General features: G+C 66.9%; 16 protein-coding genes. 8 read left to right on the top strand and 8 right to left on the bottom strand.

All coding sequences use genetic code 11. The features are described 5' to 3' along the window. The first annotated feature begins 156 nt into the window (after window positions 1–156). The 3 genes from sucC to brnQ all read left to right on the top strand — a co-directional run bounded on the left by sucC (window position 157) and on the right by brnQ (window position 4,000). Complete coding sequence (gene sucC / locus UB43_RS02330; RefSeq protein WP_015477516.1) at window positions 157–1,323, top strand: ADP-forming succinate--CoA ligase subunit beta; 1,167 nt, start codon at window positions 157–159, stop codon at window positions 1,321–1,323. Continuing rightward, window positions 1,323–2,204: a succinate--CoA ligase subunit alpha gene (gene sucD / locus UB43_RS02325; RefSeq protein WP_038803160.1), complete on the top strand. Its 882-nt coding sequence runs from the start codon at window positions 1,323–1,325 to the stop codon at window positions 2,202–2,204. The genes sucC and sucD overlap by 1 nt, the downstream gene beginning before the upstream one ends. Window positions 2,205–2,686: 482 nt before the next feature. Next, complete coding sequence (gene brnQ, locus UB43_RS02320; protein ID WP_045208008.1) at window positions 2,687–4,000, top strand: branched-chain amino acid transport system II carrier protein; 1,314 nt, start codon at window positions 2,687–2,689, stop codon at window positions 3,998–4,000. Between the two features lie 77 nt (window positions 4,001–4,077). Here brnQ and UB43_RS02315 read toward each other — a convergent pair whose 3' ends face one another. The 7 genes from UB43_RS02315 to UB43_RS02285 all read right to left on the bottom strand — a co-directional run bounded on the left by UB43_RS02315 (window position 4,078) and on the right by UB43_RS02285 (window position 13,206). Beyond that, window positions 4,078–5,433: a DUF1329 domain-containing protein gene (locus UB43_RS02315; protein WP_045208007.1), complete on the bottom strand. Its 1,356-nt coding sequence runs from the start codon at window positions 5,431–5,433 to the stop codon at window positions 4,078–4,080. Window positions 5,434–5,447: 14 nt separating this feature from the next. After that, on the bottom strand, window positions 5,448–7,298 hold the full coding sequence (locus tag UB43_RS02310; RefSeq protein WP_045208006.1) for a DUF1302 domain-containing protein: 1,851 nt from the start codon (window positions 7,296–7,298) through the stop codon (window positions 5,448–5,450). Window positions 7,299–7,410: 112 nt separating this feature from the next. Beyond that, complete coding sequence (locus UB43_RS02305; protein ID WP_052969486.1) at window positions 7,411–8,427, bottom strand: MBL fold metallo-hydrolase; 1,017 nt, start codon at window positions 8,425–8,427, stop codon at window positions 7,411–7,413. A gap of 51 nt (window positions 8,428–8,478) precedes the next feature. Next, window positions 8,479–10,380, bottom strand: coding sequence for an acyl-CoA synthetase (locus UB43_RS02300; RefSeq protein WP_045208004.1), 1,902 nt, complete (start codon window positions 10,378–10,380; stop codon window positions 8,479–8,481). Beyond that, on the bottom strand, window positions 10,380–11,333 hold the full coding sequence (locus UB43_RS02295) for a fumarylacetoacetate hydrolase family protein (RefSeq protein ID WP_045208003.1): 954 nt from the start codon (window positions 11,331–11,333) through the stop codon (window positions 10,380–10,382). Before UB43_RS02295 ends, UB43_RS02300 begins: the two co-directional genes overlap by 1 nt. Window positions 11,334–11,408: 75 nt before the next feature. Next, on the bottom strand, window positions 11,409–12,512 hold the full coding sequence (locus tag UB43_RS02290) for a VOC family protein (RefSeq protein ID WP_045208001.1): 1,104 nt from the start codon (window positions 12,510–12,512) through the stop codon (window positions 11,409–11,411). A 79-nt stretch (window positions 12,513–12,591) separates the two neighbouring features. Beyond that, entirely contained in the window at window positions 12,592–13,206 is a 615-nt protein-coding gene (locus tag UB43_RS02285; protein ID WP_045208000.1) for a TetR/AcrR family transcriptional regulator, read from the bottom strand. Window positions 13,207–13,490: 284 nt separating this feature from the next. Here UB43_RS02285 and UB43_RS02280 point away from each other — a divergent pair, with 284 nt between their 5' ends. Genes UB43_RS02280 through UB43_RS02260 form a run of 5 tightly spaced genes read left to right on the top strand, consistent with a single transcriptional unit; the run spans window position 13,491 to window position 19,485 of the window. Next, entirely contained in the window at window positions 13,491–15,095 is a 1,605-nt protein-coding gene (locus UB43_RS02280) for a bifunctional 3-(3-hydroxy-phenyl)propionate/3-hydroxycinnamic acid hydroxylase (protein WP_045207999.1), read from the top strand. Continuing rightward, window positions 15,092–16,738 carry an FAD-dependent monooxygenase gene (locus UB43_RS02275; RefSeq protein WP_052969485.1) on the top strand — a complete coding sequence of 549 codons (1,647 nt, stop codon included), beginning with the start codon at window positions 15,092–15,094 and terminating at the stop codon, window positions 16,736–16,738. Before UB43_RS02280 ends, UB43_RS02275 begins: the two co-directional genes overlap by 4 nt. Before the next feature lie 2 nt (window positions 16,739–16,740). Then, on the top strand, window positions 16,741–17,121 hold the full coding sequence (locus UB43_RS02270; protein WP_045207997.1) for a hypothetical protein: 381 nt from the start codon (window positions 16,741–16,743) through the stop codon (window positions 17,119–17,121). 30 nt (window positions 17,122–17,151) lie between these two features. Further along, window positions 17,152–18,225, top strand: a complete 1,074-nt coding sequence (locus UB43_RS02265) for an amidohydrolase family protein (RefSeq protein WP_045207995.1) — start codon at window positions 17,152–17,154, stop codon at window positions 18,223–18,225. Window positions 18,226–18,255: 30 nt separating this feature from the next. After that, window positions 18,256–19,485, top strand: coding sequence for an NADH:flavin oxidoreductase/NADH oxidase family protein (locus UB43_RS02260; RefSeq protein ID WP_045207993.1), 1,230 nt, complete (start codon window positions 18,256–18,258; stop codon window positions 19,483–19,485). A gap of 7 nt (window positions 19,486–19,492) precedes the next feature. Here the strand turns inward: UB43_RS02260 and UB43_RS02255 are convergent, their stop codons facing one another. Further along, window positions 19,493–20,140 carry a TetR/AcrR family transcriptional regulator gene (locus tag UB43_RS02255; RefSeq protein ID WP_156160320.1) on the bottom strand — a complete coding sequence of 216 codons (648 nt, stop codon included), beginning with the start codon at window positions 20,138–20,140 and terminating at the stop codon, window positions 19,493–19,495. Window positions 20,141–20,171 lie beyond the last annotated feature (31 nt).

The raw sequence follows: 20,171 nt of genomic DNA, 5'->3' as shown, positions 1-20,171 counted from the left end.
CGGGACCACGGCGGGGAGGGCGGCAGTCTTTTGCGAGGGGCTGCCGTCCAGCCCGCCGGATCGTTTCTCCCCCGAGGGGGACTCGGTCACAGGTGGCGTGGTGCCACGAGCGCCGCGCCGAATGCGCAATACCCAAGACGAAAACGGTAGACAAGCATGAATCTCCACGAATATCAGGGTAAGCAGCTGTTCGCTGAGTACGGCCTGCCCGTATCCAAGGGCTTCGCCGTCGACACACCCGAAGAGGCCGCAGAAGCCTGTGAAAAGATCGGTGGTACCGAGTGGGTCGTTAAAGCCCAGGTACACGCTGGTGGCCGCGGTAAAGCGGGCGGTGTGAAGCTGGTCAAGAGCAAAGAGGACGCCAAGGCGTTCGCCGCCAACTGGCTGGGCAAGCGTCTGGTGACTTACCAGACTGACGCCAATGGCCAGCCAGTCAGCAAGATCCTGGTGGAATCCTGCACCGACATCGACAAGGAGCTGTACCTCGGCGCCGTTGTCGACCGTTCCAGCCGTCGCATCGTCTTCATGGCCTCCACCGAAGGTGGCGTGGACATCGAGAAGGTTGCGCACGAGACTCCCGAGAAGATCCTGAAGGCCACCATCGATCCGCTGGTTGGCGCTCAGCCCTACCAGGGCCGCGAGCTGGCTTTCCAGCTGGGCCTGAAAGGCGACCAGATCAAGCAGTTCACCCACATCTTCGTGGGCCTCGCCAAGCTGTTCCAGGACTACGACCTGGCGCTGCTGGAAGTGAACCCGCTGGTGATCAAGAAAGACGGCAACCTGCACTGCCTGGACGCCAAGATCAACATCGACTCCAACGCCATGTACCGTCAGCCCAAGCTGCGCGCCATGCACGACCCGTCCCAGGACGACGCTCGTGAAGCCCATGCGCAGAAGTGGGAGCTGAACTACGTCGCGCTGGAAGGCAACATCGGCTGCATGGTCAACGGCGCTGGCCTGGCCATGGGCACCATGGACATCGTCAACCTGCACGGCGGCAAGCCGGCCAACTTCCTCGACGTTGGCGGCGGTGCCACCAAAGAGCGCGTGACCGAAGCGTTCAAGATCATCCTGTCCGACAGCAACGTCGCTGCCGTTCTGGTGAACATCTTCGGCGGCATCGTTCGCTGCGACATGATTGCCGAAGGCATCATCGGCGCCGTGAAAGAAGTCGGCGTGAAAATCCCGGTTGTCGTTCGTCTGGAAGGCAACAACGCCGACCTCGGCGCCAAGGTCCTGGCCGAAAGCGGTCTGAACATCATCGCGGCGACCAGCCTGACCGACGCTGCCCAGCAAGTCGTCAAGGCCGCGGAGGGTAAGTAATGAGCGTCCTGATCAATAAAGACACCAAAGTCATCTGCCAGGGCTTCACCGGCTCGCAGGGTACCTTCCACTCCGAACAAGCCATCGCCTACGGCACCAAGATGGTTGGCGGCGTGACCCCCGGCAAGGGCGGCACTACCCACCTGGGCCTGCCGGTGTTCAACACCGTCAAGGAAGCCGTGGAAGCTACCGGCGCTGACGCTTCGGTCATCTACGTTCCGGCTCCGTTCTGCAAGGACTCGATCCTGGAAGCGGCCTTCGGCGGCATCAAGCTGATCGTCTGCATCACCGAAGGCATCCCGACCATCGACATGCTGGAAGCCAAGGTCAAGTGCGACGAGCTGGGCGTACGCCTGATCGGCCCGAACTGCCCGGGCGTGATCACTCCCGGCGAGTGCAAGATCGGCATCATGCCGGGTCACATCCACCTGCCGGGCAAGGTAGGCATCGTGTCGCGTTCCGGCACCCTGACCTACGAAGCCGTGAAGCAGACCACCGACGCCGGCTTCGGCCAGTCCACCTGCGTGGGCATCGGTGGTGACCCGATCCCGGGCTCCAACTTCATCGACATCCTGAAGCTGTTCCAGGAAGACCCGAAAACCGAAGCCATCGTCATGATCGGCGAAATCGGTGGTTCGGCCGAAGAAGAAGCAGCTGCCTACATCAAGGCCAACGTGACCAAGCCGGTGGTGTCCTACATCGCTGGTGTCACCGCACCGCCCGGCAAGCGCATGGGCCACGCCGGCGCTATCATCTCCGGCGGCAAGGGCACTGCGGACGAGAAGTTCGCCGCCCTGCAGGACGCTGGTGTGAAAACCGTGCGTTCCCTGGCTGACATCGGCAAGGCCCTGGCCGAGCTGACCGGCTGGCCGGTCAAGTAAGCGCCTCGCTTACTCAACCGTCCGTCCACAGAGGCCACCTTCGGGTGGCCTCTGTCGTTATGGCTGCGTCTACAAAGTGTCGTTCAGGCGACATCGCCGATCATTGCGCGGACGATCTGACGTATGTCAGTGCAGTTCATCGGAATAGATCGTTAGGCTAGCAACTATATGAAGCGTTGCGTTCCCCACAAGGGAAGGCTCGCTCACCGTCAATTCCTACCCGGAAGCGACGGCGATTCCTGACCGGCAAGGATGTCGGGATAACCAGAATGCAGGAGCAAACGGGCCACGAGCCCTTGGAAAACCTCTGCTATCGGACTTCCAAGAACAAATCACCGTACCGATGACAGCAGCATCACAGGATGCGCAGGCTCAGCCGCAGTGAGCCAGCCAGTCCCGTCCGATGCGGCTTTGTCACGTCCGTACGGTGTGCGTGCCTTGGGAGACCACGAAACCGTTTCAGCACTGTGGTATTTCCCTTCATGAAAGTCTTGAAAGGCCAGGACGTCCTGGCATTGGGTTTTATGACCTTCGCGCTGTTCGTCGGCGCGGGCAACATCATCTTCCCGCCGATCGTGGGCCTGCAGTCGGGGCCGCACGTATGGATGGCCGCGCTGGGCTTCCTGATCACCGCGGTCGGCCTGCCGGTGATCACCGTGGTCGCACTGGCCAAGGTCGGTGGTGCGATGGACACCCTGAGCCACCCCATCGGCAAGGTCGCCGGCGGGTTGCTGGCAGCTGTCTGCTACCTGTCGGTCGGGCCGCTGTTCGCCACCCCGCGTACCGCCACCGTTTCCTTCGAAGTCGGCCTGGCGCCGCTGACCGGGGAGGGCGCGCTGCCGCTGTTCCTCTACAGCCTGGTGTACTTCCTGATCGTGCTGGTGATCTCGCTGTATCCGGGCAAGCTGCTGGATACCGTCGGCCGCTTCCTCGCGCCGTTGAAGATCATCGCCCTGGCTGCCCTGGGCATCGCAGCCTTCATGCTGCCGGCCGGCCCCATCGGCGTTGCTGAGCCGGCCTACCAGGCCGCGGCGTTCTCCCAGGGCTTCGTCAATGGCTACCTGACCATGGACACCCTTGGCGCGCTGGTCTTCGGCATCGTCATCGTCAACGCGATCCGCTCCCGTGGTGTGGATTCGCCGCGCCTGATCACCCGCTACGCCATCATTGCTGGCCTGATCGCCGGTGTCGGCCTGGCGCTGGTGTACATCAGCCTGTTCCGCCTGGGCTCGGGCAGCCATGACATCGCTGCCGGTGCCGCCAACGGCGCTGCCGTCCTGCACGCATACGTGCAGCACACCTTCGGCTCGCTGGGCAGCACCTTCCTCGCCGTGCTGATCGCGCTGGCCTGCCTGGTCACCGCTGTGGGCCTGACCTGCGCCTGCGCCGAGTACTTCTGCCGCATCCTGCCGCTGTCCTACCGCAGCCTGGTGGTCATCCTGGCCGGCTTCTCGCTGCTGGTGTCGAACCTGGGCCTGACCAAGCTCATCCAGTTCTCCATCCCGGTGCTGACCGCCATCTACCCGCCGTGCATCGTGCTGGTGGCGCTGAGCTTCTGCGCCAGCCTGTGGCGTTCGCAGACCCGCATCGTTGCCCCGGTGATGGTGATTTCCTTCGTCTTCGGCATCATCGACGCGCTCAAGGGCGCCAAGCTCGACGCCTGGATGCCGGCCTGGATGGAACACCTGCCGCTGGCCGAGCAGGGCCTCGCGTGGCTGATCCCCTCGGTCGTCATGCTGGCCGTGATGGTGGTGATCGACCGCCTGCTGGGCAAACCCCAGGAAGCGCTGGCCTGATATCCCGCCATCGATGAAAAAGGCCGCCCACAAGGCGGCCTTTTTCATGCGGGTCGGTTTATCCCGTTCGCACAAGGTCAGCGGATGCCCTGGTTCCTCAGCGCCGTCGGGGTGTAGTCGACGCTGCTGGCCCTGAAGCCGAATTCCACCTGGGACTTCTCCTGGTTGGTCAGGCCCGAGACCAGGTAGCGGCCATTGATCAGGTCGTAGATGGCTTCCACGCCCAGCCAGGGAATCTGCTTGTCATACAGCGGCGTCATGAAGCTCTCGCCCACGCGCCAGAGGGTACCGCGGCCGTCGTAGTGGTCGGCGAGCACGGCCTGCCAGGTGTCCTCGTCGAGGAACAGCACGCGGCGCGCGTAGATGTGCCGCTCGCCGGCGCGCAGGGTGCCTTCGACTTCCCACACGCGGTGTTTCTCGTAGCGCACCAGGTCCTGGTTGAGGTGGCCGGGCTTGACCAGGTCGTCATAGCGGTGGGCGGTGGAGTCGAGGGCGAAGCTGTTGTAGGGCACGTAGATTTCCTTCTTGCCCACCAGCTTCCAGTCGTAGCGATCCGGCGCGCCGTTGAACATGTCCAGGTTGTCCGCCACGCGCAGGCCGTCCGAGGCCGGGTAGGGGCCGTCGTAGGCAATCTGCGGGGCGCGCCGCACGCGACGCTGGCCGGCGCTGTAGACCCAGGCCATGCGCGGCTCGCGGACCTGGTCGAGGGTCTCGTGGACCAGCACCACGTCACCGGCCAGCCGCGCCGGCGCGGTCACCAGCTGCTTGTAGTAGAAGAGGACGTTGTTGTCCTTGTCCGGGCTGTAGTCGGTGAGCTGGTCGCGGTAGCTGAACTGCTGCTGGAAGTAAGTGGGCGTGTAGGTGCCGTTGGCGGTGGGCGTCGCCTGTACGTGCAGGCGCTGGGCGCTGCCACCGCGGTAGCGGGTGATGTGGTTCCACAGCGCCTCGACGCCGCTCTGCGGAATGGGGAAGGGGATCGCCGTCTGGAAGTCCTTCAGGCCGTTGCCGCCCTCGACCAGGCTGGCATGCCGCGCATTCGCGGCCACGGCTTGCAGCACCGCCGCCGGGTAGGTGGCCGAACGGTGCGCGGGATACACGTTTAGGTGGTAGTCGGGGTAGCGCTTGAGCATCGCCTGCTGGCCGGGCGTGAGGTTAGCCGCGTACTGCGCCATGTTCTGCGCGGTGATGGTGAACAGCGGTTTGTCGGCGGCGAACGGGTCGCTCAGGCGTCCGTCTGCGCCGCGGCTGCCGGCGTTGGTCGGCAGGCCGCCATCCCAGGCGGGAATGCTGCCGTCGGCATTGCCGGCACGCTCCGCGCCCAGGGGCGTGAGGGCGTTGCCGAGTTTCGCCGCTTCCGCTTCGGGAACGGCGGCCTGGAGGTTGAAGGGCAGGGTCAGGAGGAGCAGGGAAGCGCACGCAAGTTTCTTGTTCATCGGGTTCTCTCCGCTTAGAACGACACGCCAAGGCTCAGGGCAAGGAAGTCCCGGTCGGTATTCACGTTGTACTTACCGCCGAAGAAGTTGGTGTAGGAAAGGCTCAGGTTGTAGGTGTTGAGGTAGGTGCCATCGACGCCGACGCTGATCGCCCGCGCGCCCTGGTTGAAGCCCGGTTCCGGGGCATAGCCGTGGACGTCGTGGGACCAGGCCAGGTTGGGCCGCACCGTGGCGCCGTCGATGAGGTCGGCGTACTCCCAGATGGCCCGCGTCTGGTAGCCCCAGGCGGTGCTGGTGACGAAGCCCGAGTCGTTGCAGTACTGCGGCGTGACGCTGTTGCCGGTGCACAGGCTGTTGTCCGGGTACAGCGCCCCCTGGCCGAATACCGGGCTGCGGCCGTAGCGCAGCTCGTCGTCGCCGCCCAGGCCGCCGACATGGGTGACGCCGATCTCGCCGATCAGGGTCAGGCGGTCGGCGCCCATCACCTGATCGAAGAAGTGCGTGGCGGTGACCTGTGCCTGGGTCACTTCCTTGCGCCGGTAGCCCTTGAGGATCGCGTCGTTGGCCGGTGCCGGCGCGTCGCCGTAGACCGGTGTGAGCGCTGGTATGCCCAGGGTCGAGGTGACCAGGTCCACCGGGTTGATCTGCACCGGCATGTTCGGCCGGTAGCTGATCTCGCCGGCCAGGGTGGTGCCGGTGGGCAGGCTGGTGCTGAAGCTCAGGCCGTAGAGCTGGATGTCTTCGGGGTAGTCGGCGAAGTACTGGGCACTGCCCAGGCGATAGGCCTGGGTCAGCTGCTGGCCGGCGCCGCTGCCGATCACCGCGCCGCAGAGGGCATCCGGAATGCCGAGGTTGCCGCACAGCTGCGGGGCGAAGCCCAGGTCGGCGGCGTGCGGGCCGCTGCGTACGCTGAGGTAGGGCTGGCGGCTGTGGTAGTTGATGAAGTAGCCGGCGAATTCGCTGTCCAGCTCCGGGGCGAACCAGCGCAGGGCCGCGCCCCACTGGCCGTCGTCGCGCGCTTCGCGGTCCTTGCCGCGGGGGATGACGATGCCCTCGTCGGTCAGGTTGATCCCCGCCGGTGCCAGGGCCTGGACCGCCAGCGGGTTCTGGTCGATCACCGGGCCGGCGGCCAGGCCATTGCAGCCATCGGCCATCACGTCGGTGGTGGAGAAGAAGGTGCCGCAGTTGTCGATCACGGTCTTCTGCCATTCCAGCTGGTAGAAGGCCTCGGCGGACAGGTGCTCGCTGAAGTTCTGCGAGACGTAGAACATGTTCACCGGGATCAGGCCTTCCTTGATCTCCGAGCCGGGCCGGCGGAAGGCCGCGACGTCGATCGGGTTGATCGCGTTGATGCCGCCCTGGATGAAGGTGCTCTCGCCCCAGCTCACCACTTGCTTGCCCAGGCGCACGGTGCCGGGCAGGTCGCCGATGCTGTAGTTGTGGTACAGGAAGGCATCGAGGAACTCGGCGCCGGAGGCCTTGGCGCCTTCCTCGCGGCCGTGGTCGTCGATGTCCTTGAAGTGCAAGTGCTCGTCCTTGAGCTTGAAGTCGTACCAGTACTTGCCGCGGACGAAGGCTCCGGAGTCGCCGTACTTCAGCTCCAGGTCGTGGATGCCCTTGAACACCTTGGAGAAGGTGTCGCCCTCGCGGAAGTTGCGTTTGCCGTCGTCGGAGCTGTGGCTGTGCAGCAGGCCGGCGTCGGCATTGCGCATGGCCCAGCTGGCGCCGACCGAGAGGCTGGAGTCGAACTGCCCCTCGATCTCGCCGAGGGAGAAGGTGAAGGCCTGCGCGCCGTCGCCGTAAACGGCCAGGCCGATGGCGGCGGGAAGCGCGAGCAGGTGCAAGGCGGGTGATCTGCGGTTCATCTGAAACGACCTCTTGTTGTTGTTCTGTCGTCTGCCGGCCCTTTTTCGGGCGCAGCGGGGCCCGCTGGCCCGCGGCGTGCGGGCCAGTTGATGAAGGTGGTGGTGGAAGGCGCTAGAGGCTCAGGTCGAGGACGTCCTCCCCGAGCGTGATCTCGCCCGAATACTCATCGGCCATGCCACTGACGAACATCCGTCTGGCGAGGAAGTTGTCCGGGGCCGGGATCAGGTGGGTGAGCAGCAGATGGCGCACGCCGGCGCGCTGGGCCATGCGTGCCAGCTCCAGGGTGTCGGCGTGGTAATCGAGTACGCGCACGGCCTGCTGGCCACGGTCCTTCTGCCCGGTGCGTTCGAGCGCGGCGGCGCCCTCGTGCACCAGATGCGCATTGATCGCCTCGTGCACCACCAGGTCGGCATCGCGCATGGCTTCCAGGTAGCGCTCGCTGACGCGGGTATCGCCGCTGATGAACAGCTTCCTGCCCTGGTAGCGCAGCACATAGCCGTACGCGGGTTCCACCGGATGGTGGTCGACGCGGTAGGCATCGATGGTCACGCCGTCCTGGTCATAGACGCGCACCGATTCCTGTCCCTCGGCGATCTCCACCTGGCGCGGCTCGGCGAATGCCAGGCGCCGGTCGGTGGCAGGCAGGGCATGGGCGCTGCGGTAGCTGGCGTCCTGGGCATAGGCCATGGCCAGTCCCTCGACGACCTGCTCCACGCCGGTCGGGCCGTAGACCACGAAGGGTGTCTGCCGGCCGTAGATCCAGCTGTGGTTGATCAGCGCGCCGAGGCCATTGAAATGGTCCGAGTGCCAGTGGGTGATGAACACCTGGTTCAGTGCCTGTATCGGCACGTGGCTGGTCTCCAGGTTGCGCATGGCGTTCTCGCCGGCATCGAAGAGGAACAGCCGGCCGCCAGCGGCCACCAGGGTGCAGGCCTGGCCGCGAGTGGCGTTGACCTGCGGCGTGCCGGTGCCGCAGAGGATGACGCGAATGGCGTTGCCGCCCTGGATCAGGGACTGGTCGGTGTGGTCCTTGACCATGGCATCCAGCGCCGCGTGCTGGATGCGTTCGCAACCGGGCAGGGCGAGGACGAGCAGCAGGGCAAGGGCTCGGGGCAGTCGGGGTCGCATGGCACTTCCTTCGTCTTGTTCTTGTTTTGTGTGCGAGCGCTGTGGTCGGGCTCAGCCGTGCCAGTCCACCGCGAAGCTGTAGCGGCCCAGCGCGCGGGCCAGTTCATCGCGCCCGGAGCCGGCGCGAACCTGCGCCACCAGTCCGCGACGGGCGTCCTGCACCACCTCCACGGCGATGCCGGCCAGACCCTGGTTGTCGGCCTCCTGGCGGATCACCCGGGCGATTTCGCGTTGCTGCAGCGCGGGTTTGAAGATCTTGCCCACCGGCGTGACCGGCAACGCGTCGAGAATCTCGATGCGCTTGGGCACCGCGGCGCGTTCGCTGATCCGCTGGTTGGCGAAATCCAGCAATGCAGCGCTGTCGGCACGTTGGCCGGCGGCGAGCTGCACGTAGGCCACGGGAATCTCGCCGGCGTGCGGGTCGGGGCTGCCCACCGCCGCCACCAGGGCCACTGCCGGGTGCGCCTGCAGCGCTTCCTCGATTTGCTTCGGGTCGATGTTGTGGCCGCCGCGGATGATCAGTTCCTTCTTGCGTCCGGTGAGCCAGAAGTAGCCCTGGGCGTCCTGCCGCCCGAGGTCGCCGGTGTTCAGCCAGCGCCGCCCGCCGATGTCGATCCACAAGCCCTTGTTGTGGCTGTCGTCGAGGTAGCCGAGGAACACGTTGGGGCCGTGGATGGCGATCACCCCGACCTCGTCGGTCTCGGCATCGCGCAGGTAGGCGCCGTGGTCGTCGAGGATCACCGCGCGCATGTCCTGGTAAGCCAGGCGCAGGCCGATGGAGCCGATCGGTCGTTCGCCGTCGGGCGGGTTGCTCGAGGAGACGCACGCGCCTTCGGTGAGACCGTAGCCTTCGAGGATGCGCACACCGACCACCCGCTCGAACTCGCGGAACAGTTCCACCGGCATCGGCGCGGCGCCACACAGTGCGTACTGCAGGCTGGACAGGTCGTGGCCGGCGGCGGGTTGCTGCAGCAGGGCCGAATAGACGGTCGGCACGCCGGAGAAGAAGTTGATGCCGAAGTGCTGGACCATTGCCCAGAAGGCCGGGATCACGCCCTCGCCGCGATAGCCCTGGGGCGTGCCGATGATCACCCGGTCGCCATGGGTCCAGGGCATCAGCCCGGTCACCAGTTGCCCGTTGACGTGGAACAGCGGCAACCCGCAGAAGATCACCTGGCCGCTCTGGCGTGGCTGCATGTTGGCGGCCATCGCCCAGGCGTTGAAGACTTCCGAGCCGTGGCTGCGCCGGGCGATCTTCGGCAGGCCGGTGGTGCCGCCGGTGCAAAAGTAGGAGGAGGGTTCCTCCGCGCGTATGACACGGCCGCTGCTGAGTTGCTTGCCGCTCTCGCGGCACATCAGGCGGCGCAGGTCATGGATGCGCAGGCGCGAGTGGCGCCCGCGTTCGCGTCGGGCCATCCAGCGCAGCGCAAGAGATGCCACGGTGCCGACGTAGGGAGCCATGCTCACCCAGAGCACATCGCGCACGCCGGGCAGGCTGTCGAGCTGGCTGGCCAGCTTGGGCCACAGGTCGCTGCCGGGCGTTGGCGCCAGGGTCACCACCAGCCGCGCATTGGCGGCGCGCAGCAGGTCGCCGATCTGTGCGGCCTCCAGCAGCGGGTTGATCGCCAGGACGATGCCCGCGGCTTCGCCGCCCCAGATGACGAAGTGGGTTTCCGGCAGGTTCGGCAGGAGGAAGGCGACCACGTCCTTCGGCCCGATGCCGAGCCGGTGGAAGGCGTTGGCGGCGCGGGTGATGTCGGCGAACAGCTCGGCGTAGGTCCAGTCGTGGGTGCGGCGGAACTGCTTCGCATCGAGGAAGAAGCTCAGCGCCGTCGACGTGGCATATTCGCCGGCGCAACGGCGCAGCGCTTCGTAGGTGCTGGCGGGCAACTCACGGCGTGCCAGCGCAACGCTTTCCAGCGCCTGGATATCGGCGAGGGTCTGCACGGCCATCAGACTTGCTCCACCACGCGGTTGCGTTGCACGCCCAGGTCGATCACGCCGTCGGCGCTGCGGATGCTGGCCTCGACCACGTCGCCGGCCTTGAGGTACTGACTGCGCCCCGCTTGCGTCTTGAGGAAGGCCTTCCACTTGATGTGCTCGGGCAGCAGCGCGGCGATGCGCTGCTTGGCCGGTGAGGGGACCGACAGCGCACAGCCTGCCGGCGTGCCGGTGGCGATCAGGTCGCCGGCGACGAAATCCTGCACGGCGGACAGCTCGCTCAGGGTCTCCGCCGGGCCGTGCACCAGGTTGGCGGTGCTGTCGCTCTGGCGCACTTCGCCGTTGACCGTCAGGCGCAGCTGCAGCTCCTTCAGGTAGCGCATGTCGTTCTTCTGCAACAGACACAGGTAGGGGCCGACCGGGCCGAAGGTGCGGAAGCTCTTGCCCTTGTAGAACTGCATTTGCGGGATCTGGATGTCGCGCGCCGAATAGTCGTTGACGATCACCACGCCGGCGATGAACTCGTGCAGGTTGGCGTCGTTCACCGCGACCTTGCCGGTGATCTCGCGACGCAGTACCAGGCCCAGCTCGATCTCGTAGTCGAGGAAGCGCACCTGGCGCGGTTTGATCAGGTCGCTGTCGGCGGCAACGATGCAGCTCTGCGCCTTGGTGAAGATCATGTTGAAGTGCTTGGCGTCCGGGTCCATGCCCGACTCGATCATGTGCTGCCGGTAGTTGGCGCCCTGGCAGACGAACTGCTGGTCGCGGGTGATCGGCGAGAGCAGCTTGACCGCTTCCAGCGCCAGTTCGTCGCCACGCAGCTCGGTGAGCTCTTCGACGTCAACCTGGCGGATCAACTCCCCGGTGCTGGCGTAGCGGCCGGGCAGGGGGCTGATGCGCCCCTGGCGCAGCACGCCCCAGCGGGTTTCGTTCTGGTGTTCGAAGCGGACAAGGTGCACGGGCATGGGAGCGACTCCTGGTACTGCGGTGGGCCACGTCGAGGCGGCGATTGTTGTTGTGCTTTGTGTCGGGCTGCCGGTCTAGCCGAACATCCGCGCCAGCGTGATGAGCTTGCGCAGCGTCAGGTCCGGGCTGTGCCGCAGGTTGTGCAGCAGGATGCGCAGCTTCTGCAGGTTCATCGCCGGCTTGGTGAAGCTCTTGGGCATGCGCTGGCCCCACTGCGACATGGCCTCGGGGCTGACGCTGTGCAGCCCGGTGGCGCGCTCGGCAGTGAACAGGTCGCCGTCGCAGTAGTGCTCGTGCTTGTCGCCCCAGGGGTCTTGCCAGTAGTCGAAGATCTGGCTGCCGAGGATGTGCCGGCCGATGCCCCAGGCGTGCTTCCAGCCGCGCTCGCGCAGCACCCGCTGGCCCATGCCGACGGCGTCGGCATCCACCACTTCGTAGGCGCTGTGGCTGTAGGCGGCCATGAAGCCCTGGGCCAGCGCCAGGGTGTGGTGGTCGGCCGGCGTGTCGCCCAGGTCCAGGCGCATGAAAGTCACTGCCGGGGAGCCATCGGGCAGCACCTGCACGTCGCTGGGAATGAAGCCGAAATGCTCGGTGTACCAGGCGCAGGTGGCCTGGTAGTCGGCGACCTCGAGCACCACATGGCCGAGCTTGATGATGTCTGGCGGAGCCACGGGCGGGCGCTGGGTGGCGTTGATCCGCGGCGCCTCGTCGACCTGGTTGAGCGGCAGCGCCAGGCGGTGCGCTAGCGCGCTGGCCGGCTGCTGGCCGTGGATCGCTTCGACGACGAAACCGGAGGGGTCACGCAGGCTCACGCTTTCGCCGCCGCCGGGCGCAGTCGACTGCTGGATCGGCGATGCACCCGGCAGGCGTGCCAGCCGTTGCAGGTCCTCGCGTGTTTCCAAGGCCAGGCCGAAGCCGACAAAGCGTGCCTGTGCCGCCCGCTCCACCCGATAGCAGTAGGGCGCCGGACCAGTGCCTCGCAGGTACAGGCAGTCCGCGTCGCGGCGTGCCAGGGTCAGGCCGAAGTCGCCGAGAAAGCGTTCGGCCTGCTCCAGGTCCGGGCGCTCGAAGATCAGGTGGGCCAGGGCGCGAGCCTTGACCGTCGGCTGCGGATGGCGCGCCGGCTGGGGCGTCGCCAGGGCGGTGGACTGGCTCGCGGAAGGGGGCTGACGGCTCATGTTTGTTGTTCTCCGTGGCTTTCGTCAGGCAAGGCTTCGCCATCGCCCCTGAAAAGGAGCGTTGGCAGGTTCGGGGGGATCAGTCCGCGGGTGGCAACACCGGCAGCTCACCGGTGGACAGGCTGCGCGCTTCGTCCGGCGCTATGCCGAGCGCACGCAGGGTCAGTTCGCCTGCGTCGCTGCCGGCGTCGCGCCAGGTGCGGTGACCTTCCAGCACCAGGAACATGGCGCCGAGCACGGAGCCGGCGATCATCGAGATGACCGAGGGCAGTTGCTCCTGGCGGAAGCTGTAGCGGCCGCCGGTGAGGCCACTGAGCAGGTCGGCGGTGGGCGGGCCGAACCACATGCCGCGCAGCGATTCCTCGCTCATCGAGAAGCGGCTGATGAAGGCGCCCCAGTGCGGTTCCTCGTGGGCCCGGCGGATGAAGAAGCGGATGCCGTTGGCCAGGCGCAGGGCCGGGTCCGAGGTCTCGCCGAAGCTCTTCACCACGCGCTGGTGCATCTCCGCCGCCAGGTGGCTGGCCACGTGCTGGAAGAGGTCGTCGATGGACTGCAGGTTGTTGTAGATCGTGCCCCGGGCCACACCGGCCTCCTGCGCCAGGTCGCTGATGTTCACCTGGCTGGCGCCCTTTTCGGCGAACAGGCGCAGGGCGGCCTGGTGGATGCGGCGTTGTACGGGGTTGAGGGTTTCCATGAAGAGATGGCTCCAAGGTCAAGCTTGGAGCGATTGAACACGTGCGTTCAAAATAAGTCAACAGGGTCCATTGCCCGTCATTTTTCCTGATTTCTCCTCGGTATCTCCCATCTTTCGGGCCTTTCCGGCACGGTGGCGGTGCTCTGGAGAGGCTCTGGCCAGCGGGTTGGGTTAGGCAGGTAGAGTCAAAATTGATCTTCAGTTGACTGAATTGAACACTGATGTTCAAAATGATTCGGCGATGTCTTCCCCTGGAGCAAGCAATGCAAGAGTCCACAACAACAATGACAACCTGCGACGTGATCATCGTCGGCCTCGGCCCAACCGGGGCGGTGCTGGCCAACCTGCTGGGCCGCTACGGCTGGTCAGTGGTCGGCCTGGAGCGCGACGAGGACCTTTACTACGCCCCGCGTGCCGTGCACTTCGACGACGAGATCATGCGCATCTTCCAGTTCGCCGGCCTGGCCGACGACATCGGCCGCACCAGCGAGTCGTTCACCGACATGGAGATCATCCTGCGCCCCGGGCGCAAGCCGGTGACTCGCTCGCGCATCGGCAGCCAGGATCGCCGCTACGGCCATCCCGGCGCCTGGTGGTTCCACCAGCCGACCCTGGAGCGGCACTTCCACGACGGCCTCAAGCGCTACCCCAATGTCACCCCGGTGTACGGCTGCCGCGTTACTGGCGTCGAGCAGGACGCCGAAGGCGTGCGCGCCACCGCCGTGCAGCGTGACGGCAGCGAGCGGGTGTTCCAGGGGCGCTACCTGATCGGCTGCGATGGTGGCAAGAGCTTCGTCCGCCGCGAGGCCGGGCTGCGCCTGGAGTCGGCCGACTTCGACGAAGCCTGGGTGGTGGTCGATACCAAGACCCGTTCCGGCGAGAAGGATGCGCTGCTGCCGGCCAACCACTCGCAGGTGTGCAACCCGGCGCAGCCGGTGACCTACGTGCCGATGGCCGGTCCGTACTATGAATGGCAGTTCATGGTCACCGGCGGCAAGTCCGAGCGCGAGGCCACCGATCCCTACCTGGTGCGCCAGCAGCTGCGCGACTTCGTCGACCTCGACAAGATCGAGATCACCCGCATCGCCTACTACAAGTTCCACGGCCTCTGGGCCAACGACTGGCGCAACGGCCGGATCATCCTGGCCGGCGATTCGGCGCACCAGATGCCGCCGTTCCTCGGCCAGGGCATGTGCTCTGGCGTGCGCGATGCCAGCAGCCTGTGCTGGCGCCTGGACATGGTGCTGCGCGGCGCCGCGCGGGAGAAACTGTTCGACGACTACGAGGCCGAACGCTCGGCCCATGTGCGCGAGATCATCAATGGCGCGATGTTCCTCGGCAACGTCATCCAGACCCGCCACCGCGGCGTGGCTTTCCTGCGCGACTGGCTACTGTTCCGCATCGCCGGCCTGGTGCCTTTCGCCAACAAGGCGTTCGCCGACAAGGCCAATCGCAAGAAGCCGCTGGCCGCCGGTTTCTGCGGCTGGGGGCACCGGCTGTCCGGTCACCTGGCCCTGCAGCCGAAAGTGTTGCGGGACGGGGAGGACGAGCGGCTGCTGCTCGACGAGGCGCTTGGCCACGGCTTTGCCGTGCTCGCCCGACGCGGTTGCCTCGACACCCAGCGAGCCCAACTGGAGCGCCTGGCGCAGCAGGTGGACCTGCGCGTACTGGAGTTCGCCGAAGACCCGTCCGGCCCGGTGCTGGGCGACCCCACCGGCGCGCTGCAGGACTGGTTCGACGAAGCGGACATGGACTTCGTGCTGATCCGCCCCGACCGCTATGTCTTCGATGCCGGCCGCGCCGACCAGCTGGGGCGCGTCGCCGAGCGCTTCCTCGCCGGCCTGTCGCTGGTTCGCCACAGCCATCAACCCCAAGGAGTGGCGGCATGATCGACACCCCCGTTCTCATCAGCGGCGCCGGCCCGGTCGGCCTGACCCTGGCGCTGAACCTCAGCCGCCTGGGCATTCGCTCGGTGCTGCTCAACGATCGCCGGCAGACCACCACGCATCCCAAGCTGGACGTGGTGAACTGCCGTTCCATGGAAATCTTCCGCCAGCTGGGCCTGGCCGAACGCATCCGCGCGGCCGGCAACCCGACCGACGCCAACCAGTATTCGGCGATGGCGGCGTCGGCCAGTGGGCCGTTCTACAGCGTGATGTCCGACCGGCACCTGATCTACCAGCCGGTCAGCCAGGCCGAGCAGGCCATCCGCGCCTGCCGCGACGGCAGTCTGCCGCTGGAGTCGATGCAGCGCATCGCGCAGATGCACCTGGAGCCGGTGCTGATGGCCGAGGTGGAAGCCGACCCGAACATCGAGCTGCGCATGGGCTGGCGGCTGTATGGCTTCGAGCAGGGTTCCACCGGCGTGGTGGCGATGGCCCATGACGTGGAGAGCGGCGAGGCGCAGCAGTTCTTCGCCCAGTACCTGATCGGCTGCGACGGGCCCAACAGCCGCGTGCGCAACTTCCTCAACATCGATTACGACGGCACCCGCGACCTGGTCGGCGAGCTGTTCATCATCCACCTGCGCTCCGATGAGATCGCCGGACTGTTCCCCAACCACCAGCCCTACTGGCATACCTGGCTGACCCGGCCGGGCTTCGCCGGCCTGCTGGTGTCGCCGGACGCCAGCCGCAATGACTACGTGCTGCACCGGCCCTTTGCGCCGCGCCCCGGTGAGTCGCTGGAGAGCGTGGTGGACGCCGCCCTCGGCACCCGGCTGCGCTACGAGATCGTCCAGTCCGGCCCGTGGCGCCCGCAGTTCCTGGTGGCCCGCTCATTCGGCCGGCAGCGGGTGTTCATCGCCGGCGATGCCACCCACCAGTTCATGCCCACCGGCGGGCTGGGGATGAATACCGGGGTCGCCGAGGCGCACAACCTGGCCTGGAAGCTGGCGGCCTGCCTGGCCGGCTGGGGCGGCCCGCGCCTGCTGGAGAGCTACGAGGCGGAGCGCCTGCCGGTGGCCCGGCGCAATCGCGACCACGTGAAGAAGTGCGCGGCGGCGACCTTCGAGGCGCAGATGCGCCGCGACGATGCGCTGCTCGTCGAGGGGGCGGCGGGCGATGCCGCACGGCAGGAAGCCGGGCGCGAATTCGAGCGCAAGGTTTCGCGGCTCTACGAATCGCTGGGCGTGGAGATCGGCTACCGCTACCACGGCTCGCCGGCGATCGAAGCAGACACCGCCAGCGAGCCGGCCTACGAGGAGATTCGCTACACGCCCACCACCTGGTCCGGCGCGCGGCTGCCCAGCGCGTTCCGCGAGGATGGCACGGCGCTGTTCGATCAGCTTGCGCTGGGTGGCTACACCCTGCTGGCGTTCGACGCCGATGCCGAGGCCTGCGCGCCGCTGCAGGAGGCCGCGCAGGAATGCGGCGTACCGCTGAACGTGCTGCCGATCCACGAGAAATACCTGGCGACCCTGTACGAGCGGCGCTTCGTGCTGGTGCGGCCTGACCAGCATGTGTGCTGGCGCGGCCACAGCCTGCCGGCCGATTGCTACTCGCTGTTCAACCGTCTGCGCGGAGCCCGCTGACCATGAGCCTGTTCATCGATTCACTGAAACTGCGCCTGCTGCTGTTGGCGTCCATCCCGTTGCTGCGCCGCGCCGAACGTCGCTCGGCGCGCCTGCGCGAGCTGCTGCACGAGGACTCCTTCGTGCTGCAGATCCGCACGGCCGATGGCGTCGGCGGCTATTACCAGCTGCGCGGCGGGGTGCTCAGCCTGCACCGTGGCGAGCACCGCCGGCCGGACTTCATCCAGCACTGGCAGCGTAGCGCGGATGCGTTGCGGGTGATGCTCAGCCGCGACGAGACTGACATGCTGCGCGCCGTCGAAGGCGGGCAGTGCCAGTTACAGGGGCGCTTCGCGGTGGCCCTGTGGTTCAACGAGGCCATGAAGATTGCCCGTGCTGCCTAGCCCATCCCGGATCACACAAGGACAACAACAATGACGATCCAACAAGGTCGAATCGACGTGCACCACCACATCATCCCGCCGGCCTTCGTCGAGGTCATGGCGAAGAAGGGCCTGGACAGGGTGGCCGGTGCGCCGCTGCCGAAATGGTCGCCACAGAAGTCCATCGAGGTGATGGACCTCAACGGCATCCAGACCGCCATCACCTCGCTGTCGGCGCCGGGCGTGCATTTCGGCGGCGGAGTGGAGCAGGCCCGCGAGCTGGCGATGCGCTGCAACGACTTCGCCGCGCAGATGCGCAGCGATCATCCGGGGCGCTTCGGCAACTTCGCCGTGCTGCCCACGCCCTTCACCGAGGCGGCGTGCCGCGAAGCCATCCGTGCACTGGATGAACTCAAGGCCGAAGGCGTGGTGCTGCTGGGCAGTACCGATGGCGTGTTCCTCGGCGATGAGCGTTTCGATGAACTGATGGCCGAGCTGGACCGCCGGGCGGCCATCGTCTTCGTCCACCCGAACATGCACGAGAGCAGCGAGAAGCTGGGCATCGCCGCGCCGGGCTTCCTGGTCGAATTCCTTTGCGACACCACGCGCGCGGCGGTGAACCTGATTCTCACCGGCACGCTGGAGAAGTACCCGCGCATCCGCTGGATCCTCGCCCATGGCGGTGGCTTCCTGCCCTACGTGGCCTGGCGCGTGTCCCTGGCCAACGCCCTGCCGCAGTTCCAGGACAAGGCCCCGCAGGGGGTGATGACCTACCTCAAGCGCTTCTATTTCGACACGGCGCTGTCGCCGTCGCGCTACTCCATGGCGGCGCTCAAGGAACTGGTGGAGCCCTCGCAGATTCTCTTCGGCAGCGACTTCCCCTTCGCCCCGGCGCCGGTCACCACGCTGTCCTGCCAGACGCTGGAGCAGAACACCCTGTGGTCGGACACGCAGCGCTACGGGATCAACCGCGGCCACGCACTGAGCCTGTTCCCGCAGTACCGGAACGCCCGCGAGCAGGTGGTGCCCGCGCCGATCCATAGTGGCGAGTCGTTCGCCAGCCGGATCAAGCGCAGCCTCACCCGCCCGCTCGGCGCCTATGTCGAGCGCGTGCGCAGTCGTTGAGCCAGGGCCCACTACCGGAGAAGCGAATCCATGAGCACCCTGTTCGAACCGTTGCGCCTGCCCAACGGGCAGGTGATCCGCAACCGCATCGCCAAGGCGGCGATGGAGGAAAACCTCGCCGATGCCGACCACGCTCCCGGCGACACTTTGTTGCGTCTGTACCGAAGCTGGGCCGAGGGCGGCGCCGGGTTGATCATCACCGGCAACGTGATGGTCGATCGCCGCGCGCTCACTGGCCCGGCCGGCGTGGTCCTGGAAGATGACCGCCTGCTGCCGCGTTTCAGGCGCTGGGCCGAGGCGTGCCGCAGCCAGGGCGCGCAGGCCTGGATGCAGATCAACCACCCGGGCCGCCAGCTGATGGCCGACCTGGGCCAGCAAGCCCTGGGGCCTTCGGCCATCGCCGTGGACATTCCCGGGCTGAAGGGTGTCTTCGCGCAGCCGCGTGCGTTGTCCGGCGCGGAAATCGACGGGTTGATCCAGCGTTACCTGAATACCGCGCTGTTGGCCGAGCGCGCGGGGTTCACCGGCGTGCAGGTACACGCTGCGCACGGCTACTTGTTCAGCCAGTTCCTTTCGCCGCTGAGCAACCGGCGCGAAGACGACTGGGGAGGCTGCCTGGAGAACCGCGCGCGCATCCTGGTGCGCACGGTGGAGGCGATCCGCGAGCGGGTGGCACCGGAATTCTGCGTGGCGGTGAAGCTCAACTCGGCTGATTTCCAGCGTGGCGGTTTCGCGGCGGAGGATGCCGAGGCCGTGGTGCGCCTGCTCAATGACCGGGGCGTGGACCTGGTCGAGCTGTCCGGCGGCAGCTATGAGAGCCCGGCGATGCAGGGCCAGACCCGCGACGGCAGCACGCTGGCGCGGGAGGCCTACTTCCTCGAATTTGCCGAGCGCATCGCCGCGACGGCGCGCATGCCGCTCATGGTCACCGGCGGCATTCGCCGGCGCGAGGTCGCCGAGCGTGCCCTGCTGGGGCCGGTGGCGATGGTGGGGATGGCCACCGCGCTGGCGGTCGATCCAGCGCTGCCACGGCGCTGGCAGGCTGGCGAGGGCGCGCAGGTCGAACCGATAGTCGTGGCGTGGAAGAACAAGGCCTTCGCCGCCGTGGCGACCCAGTCGGTGGTGAAGAAGCAGCTGACGCTGCTCGGCCAGGGACGCCCGACCAATCCGCGGACTTCGCCGCTGCTGGCGTTGATCGGCAATCAGCTGAAGTTGCGCAAGCTGTCGCGCCGCTACCGGCGCTGGGTCGCGCAGGCCTGAGGCGCGCTCAGCCCGCCTGCGGCAAGGGCAGGGCGGCTATCTTCGCCGCCCTGGCGGGCGTGGCGCCGAGGGCGCGCAGGACCATCTCGACGAGCAGGATGTCCTGGCCCTCCGGCGCCCGGCCCTCGAGGCTGGCGCGGATGGCCCCGGTGGCGCCGGCAATCACCAGGTCCAGGGCGACGTCTTCGTTCGCGTAGTGGAAGACGCCTTCGGCCAGCCCGCCGCGCAGGTCGTCGCGAACATGCCCGGCCAGCGTCGAATGCATGGCCTGGTCATAGTGGATCACCCGCAGCAGCGCACTGGCCCATTGCGGGTCGGACTGCGCGTGCAGGACGAACATGCGCACGCCGATGGCCAGTCGCCGGGAACCGCTGGAAATACCGACACTGAGCTGGCTGATGGTCTCGGAGAAGTCGCTGGCCAGTGAGATGCCCACCGCCTCGGCCAGCTCCTCCCGCGTCCTGAAGTAGTTGTAGATGGTGCCGGTAGAGACCTGCGCCTCGGCGGCCAGGTCCTGGAACACCGTGGCCGCGATGTCCTGCCGGGCGAACACCCGCAGTGCCGCATCGAGCAGGCCCTGGCGGGTGCGGGCGCGCTTCTTGTGGCCGCGGGTGAGCGGTTCGCTGTCGTCTTCGCGGAGCTGGCGGTCGGTCATGGCGGTCATTCGTCTGCGGGGCTGCGGCGAT

This window comes from Pseudomonas sp. 21 (assembly GCF_000955805.1).
In the GTDB taxonomy this organism is placed as follows: domain Bacteria; phylum Pseudomonadota; class Gammaproteobacteria; order Pseudomonadales; family Pseudomonadaceae; genus Pseudomonas.
Note: the sequence above shows the minus strand (reverse complement) of the source record. Positions and strands in the feature narration are given on the sequence as shown.